The organism is Enterobacter sp. UPMP701, from assembly GCF_053709515.1.
Genome location: NZ_JBSKJN010000052.1, coordinates 1 through 594 on the forward strand (window position 1 = coordinate 1; position 594 = coordinate 594).

Annotated in this window: 1 protein-coding gene and 1 pseudogene; both read left to right on the forward strand. The window is 51.5% G+C overall.

The annotated features are described in order from the left end of the window. Positions 1-47 precede the first annotated feature (47 nt). Positions 48-266, forward strand: coding sequence for a DUF2575 family protein (locus ACWKXT_RS24295; RefSeq protein ID WP_001295417.1), 219 nt, complete (start codon positions 48-50; stop codon positions 264-266). A gap of 7 nt (positions 267-273) precedes the next feature. After that, a pseudogene (locus tag ACWKXT_RS24300) lies at positions 274-594 on the forward strand (bifunctional riboflavin kinase/FAD synthetase); the annotation flags it as partial.

Genomic DNA, 594 nt, shown 5'->3' on the forward strand with positions numbered 1-594 from the left:
CTTTTAGCCTTCTTTTGTCAATGGATTTGTGCAAATAAGCGCCGTTAATGTGCCGGCACTCGTTACGTAGTGATGGCGCAGGATTCTACCAGCTTGCGGGGTGTGAATACAGCTTTTCCGCGATAAAAATTGCAGCAGGCGGTCACTTTCTTCCCGTGATTTGCGCCATGGCAATGAAAAGCCACTTCTTTCTGATTTCGGTACTCAATCGCCGGTTAACCTTGACCGCTGTACAAGGTATACTCGGACGATTTTCACTGTTTTGAGCCAGACATGAAGCTGATACGCGGCATACATAATCTCAGCCAGGCCCCGCAAGAAGGGTGTGTGCTGACTATTGGTAATTTCGACGGCGTGCATCGCGGTCATCGCGCGCTGTTACAGGGCTTGCAGGAAGAAGGGCGCAAGCGCAACTTACCGGTGATGGTGATGCTTTTTGAACCTCAACCACTGGAACTGTTTGCTACCGATAAAGCCCCGGCAAGACTGACCCGGCTGCGGGAAAAACTGCGTTACCTTGCAGAGTGTGGCGTTGATTACGTGCTGTGCGTGCGTTTCGACAGGCGTTTCGCGGCGTTAACCGCGCAAAATTTC